This is a genomic window from Amycolatopsis sp. NPDC051102 (genome assembly GCF_040682815.1).
In the GTDB taxonomy this organism is placed as follows: domain Bacteria; phylum Actinomycetota; class Actinomycetes; order Mycobacteriales; family Pseudonocardiaceae; genus Amycolatopsis.
The window spans coordinates 1-5,406 of the sequence record NZ_JBFBBT010000009.1 but is presented as its reverse complement, the minus strand read 5'-3'; the positions used below and the strand labels follow the sequence as shown (position 1 = coordinate 5,406).

Here is a 5,406-nt window from a genome sequence, read left to right as displayed (position 1 = left end):
GGGGGGTGGGAGCGCGGTCCTGGGGGGCCTCCGGTGGGGGGGTGGGGTGGGCCTGGGTTTTTTAGAACTCGCCTTGCCACTCACGAGGGGGTGGGTCAGGTGCAGTTGACGCCGGCCTGCTTGTAGTTGTCCTTGTTGACGATCGTGGTCTTGGCGATCGTCTCCGCGGGCAGCTCCTTGCCGTTCTTCACCTTGTCGACCAGCACCTGGATCGCCGAGCGGCCGACCTCGGCGCCGGAGATGTAGAGCGCGGCCTTGTTGCCGGTGTCCTTGCCCGCGGCCCAGTCCTTGCAGGTGAGGTACGCGCCGAGCCCGACGCCGATGATGTTGTTCGCCTGCACGCCGGAGTTGGCCAGCGCGGTCACGACGCCGGTCTCGTTCTCGTCGTTGCAGCCCCACACGACCCAGTGCTTGACACCCGGGTTGGAGCCGATCACCGCGCCGGACTTGTTCTGCGCGTCGACCGGGGAGTTGTCGGTGCCGACGTTGATCACCGGGACGTCCGCGCCGGCGGACTTGGCGAACGCGGCCTTCGCGGCGTTGACGCGGTCGGTGCAGACGGTCAGGTCCTGCTTGAACGCGCTGATGATCTTCGTGTCGGCGGCGGTCCAGCCGGCGGCCTTGAACAGCTTCCCGGCCTCGGTGCCGACCGAGTCGCCCATCTGGCTGCCGTTGAAGCCGACGAACGGGGCCTTCGCGCCGGTGCCGTCCTTGATGACGTCGTCGGAGGCGATCAGCGGGATGCCCGCGCTCTTGGCCTTGTCGATCACCTGCGGGCCGATGGCCTGGTCCGGGACGACGATGGCGACGCCGTTGGCGCCCTGGGCGACCGCGGCGTCCAGTTCGGTGATCGCCTTGTTGGCGTCCTGGCCGAGGTTGACGACCTTGAGCTCGACGCCGAGCTCCTTCGCCTTCTCCTGCGCGCCCTGGGCCTGCTCGACGAAGTACTGCTGGTCGCCCTGTTTCTGCAGGTAGTACAGGGTGATCTTGCCATTGGCCGGCGCCTGCTGCTGCGGCGCCGCGGTGTCTTTTCCGGAGGAGCAGGAAGCCAGCAGAGCGCCGGAAATCAAACAACAACCAACAACGCTCCAGGTACGGAACCTGTGCGGGTATGTGGACATCGAGTGCTCCCATGGGCCGGGGACGAGTGGTGCGGGTCGGGTACCGCGGAGTGACTCGTATTACAAAACACCCGTTCGAGGAGCGTCAAGGCGCAGTTAGCGGAGCGAGACCTACTCTGCGTAGTTGCATCGTGGCAAGCGTACCCGCTATTTATCGTATTTTTTCACGTCTGTCCTGCGCGTTGTCCGGTTTTGTCCTGTGCGAATGTTCTGATCGGTGTTGTCGACTGTGGTGGAAGTTCCACGGGGAACCGGTGGGTGTCGCTGCCGGATTCGTCCGGCTGGCAGGATGACCGGACCACGTCCGAGGGGGATCGATGACGAAGTACCGCGTCGCCGCGTTGGCCGGGGTCGCCGTCCTGGCGGCCGCCTGCAGCAGCCCGCCGCAGCAGCAGGGGCCGGCCCCGACGCCCTTCCCGGAATCGACGGCCGCGGCTTCGGCCGCCGCGCCCGACGGGTCGTTCAGCGTCGTCGCGACCGGTGACGTCCTGATCCACCCGGCGCTGACCGAACAGGCCGAGACCGACGGCGGCGGCAAGATCGACTACCGGCCGCTGCTGGCCGGGATCAAGCCGCTGATCTCCGGCGCCGACCTCGGGATCTGCCACCTGGAGACGCCGCTGGCGCCGGAAGGCGGGCCGTACAGCGGGTACCCGTCGTTCAGCGCGCCGCCGGAGATCGCGGACGCCATCAAGGACACCGGCTACCACACCTGCTCGACGTCGTCCAACCACACGATCGACCAGGGCGCCGAGGGCGTCACCCGCACCCTGGACAAGCTCGACGAAGCCGGCCTCAAGCACACCGGCTCGGCGCGGTCGGCCGCCGAGGCCGCGAAGCCGCTGATCCTCGACGTCCACGGTGTCAAGGTTGCGCAGGTGTCGTACGCGTTCGGATTCAACGGCATCAAGGTGCCGGCCGGGAAGCCGTGGCTGGCCAACCAGATCGACGTCGACGACGTGCTGGCAGCGGCCAAGAAGGCGCGGCAGGCCGGCGCGCAGGTCGTCATCGCGAGCCTGCACTGGGGCATCGAGTACCAGCACGACCCGACGGCCGAACAGCGGTCGCAGGCGAAGAAGCTGCTGGCGTCGGACGACATCGACCTGATCGTCGGCCACCACGCCCACGTGGTCCAGCCGTTCGAGAAGATCGGGGACAAGTGGGTGGCCTACGGGCTCGGCAACAGCGTCGCCCGCCATTCCGAACCCAAGGGCGACACCGAAGAAGGCGCCGCGGCCCGCTTCCGCTTCGTCCGCGACGGCGACCGCTGGAAGGTCGACAAGGCCGAGTACATCCCGACCCTGATCAAGCTCGACACCCCGATCCGTCTGATCGACTTGTCGACATCCCCGCCGTCCGCCCAGGTCACCAAGGCCCTCCAGGACACGGACAAGAACATCCTGAGTCTCAACGCCGGCAAATCCGGCCTAACCCGCCCCGGCAAGTAAGGGTCGACACACGTGATTGGAGAGTCGACACGCGTGATTGGAGAGTCGACACGCGTGATTGAAGGGTCGACACGGCAGCAGGCAGCCCGCTGCGCCGTGTCGACCCTCCAATCACGTGAGTTGGCGTTGTAATCACGCGTGTCGGCGCCTCCGTCACAGCTCAGTGGGTGCGGGTGGTGATCAGGCGGGCCAGGGCCGTCAGTTCCGCGCTCGCGCGGGGGACCGGGGCGGCCGCGGTGAGGTCGCGCAGGGCCTTGGCCAGCAGCGCGTCGGCCTGGGCCTGGCTCCACTGGCGGCCGCCCGCGGCCTCCACGAGGGCGGCCGCGCGGGCCAGGTCCGCCGGGCCGAGGGGGTCGCGGCGGGCGTAGAGGCCGGCGAGTTCCGCGCCCGCGTCCGTGCCCGAACACAGGGCCGTCACCACCGGCAGGGACTTCTTGCGGTTCTGCAGGTCCGAGTACACCGGCTTCCCGGTGACGGCCGGGTCGCCCCAGATGCCCAGCAGGTCGTCGATGTGCTGGAACGCCAGCCCGACCGCCCGGCCGAACGCGCCGAAGCCGTCCGAGGCTCGCGGCCCGGACGCCGCCCCCAGCGCGCAGGCCGCCCCGAGCAGGGCCGCCGTCTTGCCCTCCGCCATCCGCACGCACTCGCCCGGGGTGACGTCGTCGCGCTGCTCGAAGTCCAGGTCCGCGGCCTGCCCCTCGTTCAGGGCCAGCACCGCGGCCGACAGCAGCCGCGCGTTGGGCGCGCCGCTCGGCGCCAGCACCTCGAACGCCAGGCTCAGCAGCGCGTCGCCGGCCAGCACCGCCGGCCCGATGCCGAACACCGTCCACGCCGTCGGGCGGTGCCGGCGGGTCGTGTCGCCGTCCATGACGTCGTCGTGCAGCAGCGAGAAGTTGTGCACCAGTTCCACCGCGACGGCGGCGGGGACGGCGTCGGCCGGGTCGCCGCCCGCCGCCTCCGCGCACAGCAGCACCAAGGCCGGCCGCAGCGCCTTGCCGCCGTCCGCCGACGACGCCCGCCCGTCGGCGTCCCACCAGCCGAGGTGGTAGCCGGCGATCCGCCGCATCGCCTCCGGCAGCCGCTCGGCGGCGGCCCGCAGCGCCGGGTCGACCAGGCCCTTGCTCCACGCGAGGACGTCGGCGAGCGGGCGGGCCGCGGTGCGCGTGTTCATCGTCGTCATGAGCGGCCGATCTGGACGTCGTCCAGGACGCCGAGGGCGTCGGGCACCAGAACCGCGGCGGAGTGGTAGGCGCTCACGAGGTAGGTGGTGACGGCCCGCTCGTTCGTCCCCACGAACCGCACGTTCAGGCCCGGCTGGTATTCGTCCGGGAGGGACTCCGGGCGCAGGCCGATCACACCGGCGTCGGCTTCGCCGGTGCGCAGCGCGATGATGGACGTGGTGCCGGTGGGACTGATCGGGATCTTGTCGCAGGGCAGGATCGGCACGCCGCGCCAGGCGTTGACGCGCCGTCCGTCGAGGGTCGTCGTGTCCGGGTAGACGCGCCGGGCGGTGCATTCGCGGCCGAACGCGGCGATGGCCTGCGGGTGCGCGAGGAAGAACCGGGTCTTGCGACGGCGGGTGAGCAGGTCGTCCATGTCGTGCGGGGTCGGCGGCCCGGTGCGGGTGGTGATGCGCTGCTTGAGGTCCGCGTTGTGCAGCAGCCCGAAGTCGGTGTTGTTGACCAGGTCGTGTTCCTGTCGCTCCCGCAGGGCTTCCACGGTCAGCCGCAGCTGCTGCTCGAGCTGGTTCATCGGCTGGTTGTAGAGGTCCGAGACGCGGGTGTGGACGTGCAGCAGGGTCTGCGCGACGGCCAGGTCGTACTCGCGCGGCGAAGGGTCGTAGTCGACGTAGGTGCCGGGCAGGATCGGCTCGCCGTCGTGGCCGGCGGTGAGGTCGATCGCCGCTTCCCCCTTGGCGTTCTGGGGTTTCCGCGGCCGTGACAGGGCCTCGGCGACGTGCGTGCGGAGGGACTCGGACCGGCCGTTGAGCCGCGCGTAGGCCGAAGCGGGCAGGACCAGCGCGATGACGCGGGTGGCCGCCCGGGCCGTGAACTCCCACGTGCCGGTGTCGCTCCCGAGGAGTTCCTCGCCGAAGTGGTCGCCGTCGGCGGCGGTGCCCAGGTGGACGTCGTCGCCGTACTCACCGGTCGTGTGGCGGGAGACCTTGCCGTGCGCGATGAGCACGAGCTTGTCCCGCGGCGTGCCGGCGGTGAACAGCGTCGCGCCCGGTTCGTATTCGCGCTGCTCGAACGCGTCCGCCAGCGCGGCCAGCGCGTCTTCGTCGCCGAAACCGCGCAGCAGCGCGAGCTCGGTGAGTTCGGCGGGCACGACCTGCACGCGGGCACCGGTGTTGTAGAAGCTGACCTTGCCGTCACCGATGGTGTAGGTCAGCCGCCGGTTGACGCGGTAGCTGCCCGCGGGGACGTCCACCCAGGGCAGCTGGGACAGCAGCCAGCGGGTGGTGATGCCGCGCATCTGCGGCAGGGACTTGGTCGTCGTGGTCAGCGTCCGCGCCGCTGTAACGCTCAGCGACAGCTGCAGCGACGCCGTTTCTTCGGTGACAGTCACGGTTTCACGCGCCGATCGGGTTCGGGTGCTTCGGGCGGGCGGGCGCTGCCGGACTTCGGCACGACCCGGGCGGCGGTGGTGCCGAGCCCGGTCGGCCCGAACGCCGACGCGGGCAGGACGGGCGGCCGGCCGTCCACTTCGGGCACCCGGGGCGGCGTGGTGGGCTCGGGCATCTACTCCTCCCGGCCGATTTCGGCGGCTTCGAGGACGGCGAGGGCGTCGGGGACGAGGACGGCGGCGGAGTAGTAGGCGGAGACGAGGTAGGAGAT

6 protein-coding genes are annotated in these 5,406 nt (G+C 70.4%); 1 reads left to right on the top strand and 5 read right to left on the bottom strand.

Going from position 1 to position 5,406, the window contains the following annotated elements; translation table 11 throughout:
• Positions 1-95: 95 nt before the first annotated feature.
• On the bottom strand, positions 96-1,070 hold the full coding sequence (locus tag AB0M93_RS24470; RefSeq protein ID WP_364276506.1) for a substrate-binding domain-containing protein: 975 nt from the start codon (positions 1,068-1,070) through the stop codon (positions 96-98).
• Positions 1,071-1,438: 368 nt separating this feature from the next.
• On the opposite strand from AB0M93_RS24470, the gene AB0M93_RS24465 reads away from it, so the two are divergent.
• Positions 1,439-2,569 carry a CapA family protein gene (locus tag AB0M93_RS24465; RefSeq protein WP_364276504.1) on the top strand — a complete coding sequence of 377 codons (1,131 nt, stop codon included), beginning with the start codon at positions 1,439-1,441 and terminating at the stop codon, positions 2,567-2,569.
• Positions 2,570-2,729: 160 nt separating this feature from the next.
• Here AB0M93_RS24465 and AB0M93_RS24460 read toward each other — a convergent pair whose 3' ends face one another.
• The 4 genes from AB0M93_RS24460 to AB0M93_RS24445 form a co-directional block, all read right to left on the bottom strand.
• Positions 2,730-3,749, bottom strand: a complete 1,020-nt coding sequence (locus AB0M93_RS24460; RefSeq protein ID WP_364276502.1) for a family 2 encapsulin nanocompartment cargo protein polyprenyl transferase — start codon at positions 3,747-3,749, stop codon at positions 2,730-2,732.
• Positions 3,746-5,137, bottom strand: a complete 1,392-nt coding sequence (locus AB0M93_RS24455) for a family 2B encapsulin nanocompartment shell protein (RefSeq protein ID WP_364276500.1) — start codon at positions 5,135-5,137, stop codon at positions 3,746-3,748. The genes AB0M93_RS24460 and AB0M93_RS24455 overlap by 4 nt, the downstream gene beginning before the upstream one ends.
• Positions 5,134-5,310, bottom strand: a complete 177-nt coding sequence (locus AB0M93_RS24450; RefSeq protein WP_364276498.1) for a hypothetical protein — start codon at positions 5,308-5,310, stop codon at positions 5,134-5,136. Before AB0M93_RS24450 ends, AB0M93_RS24455 begins: the two co-directional genes overlap by 4 nt.
• Positions 5,311-5,406: hypothetical protein (locus tag AB0M93_RS24445; protein ID WP_364277061.1), on the bottom strand; the 96-nt coding region annotated here is incomplete at its 5' end. It lies immediately after the preceding gene.

Bases quoted from the DNA above. Each gene is read 5' to 3' on its own strand.
- AB0M93_RS24465 (WP_364276504.1), top strand. From the start codon at position 1,439: ATGACGAAGTACCGCGTCGCCGCGTTGGCCGGGGTCGCCGTCCTGGCG.
- AB0M93_RS24450 (WP_364276498.1), bottom strand. From the start codon at position 5,310: ATGCCCGAGCCCACCACGCCGCCCCGGGTGCCCGAAGTGGACGGCCGG.
- AB0M93_RS24460 (WP_364276502.1), bottom strand. From the start codon at position 3,749: ATGACGACGATGAACACGCGCACCGCGGCCCGCCCGCTCGCCGACGTC.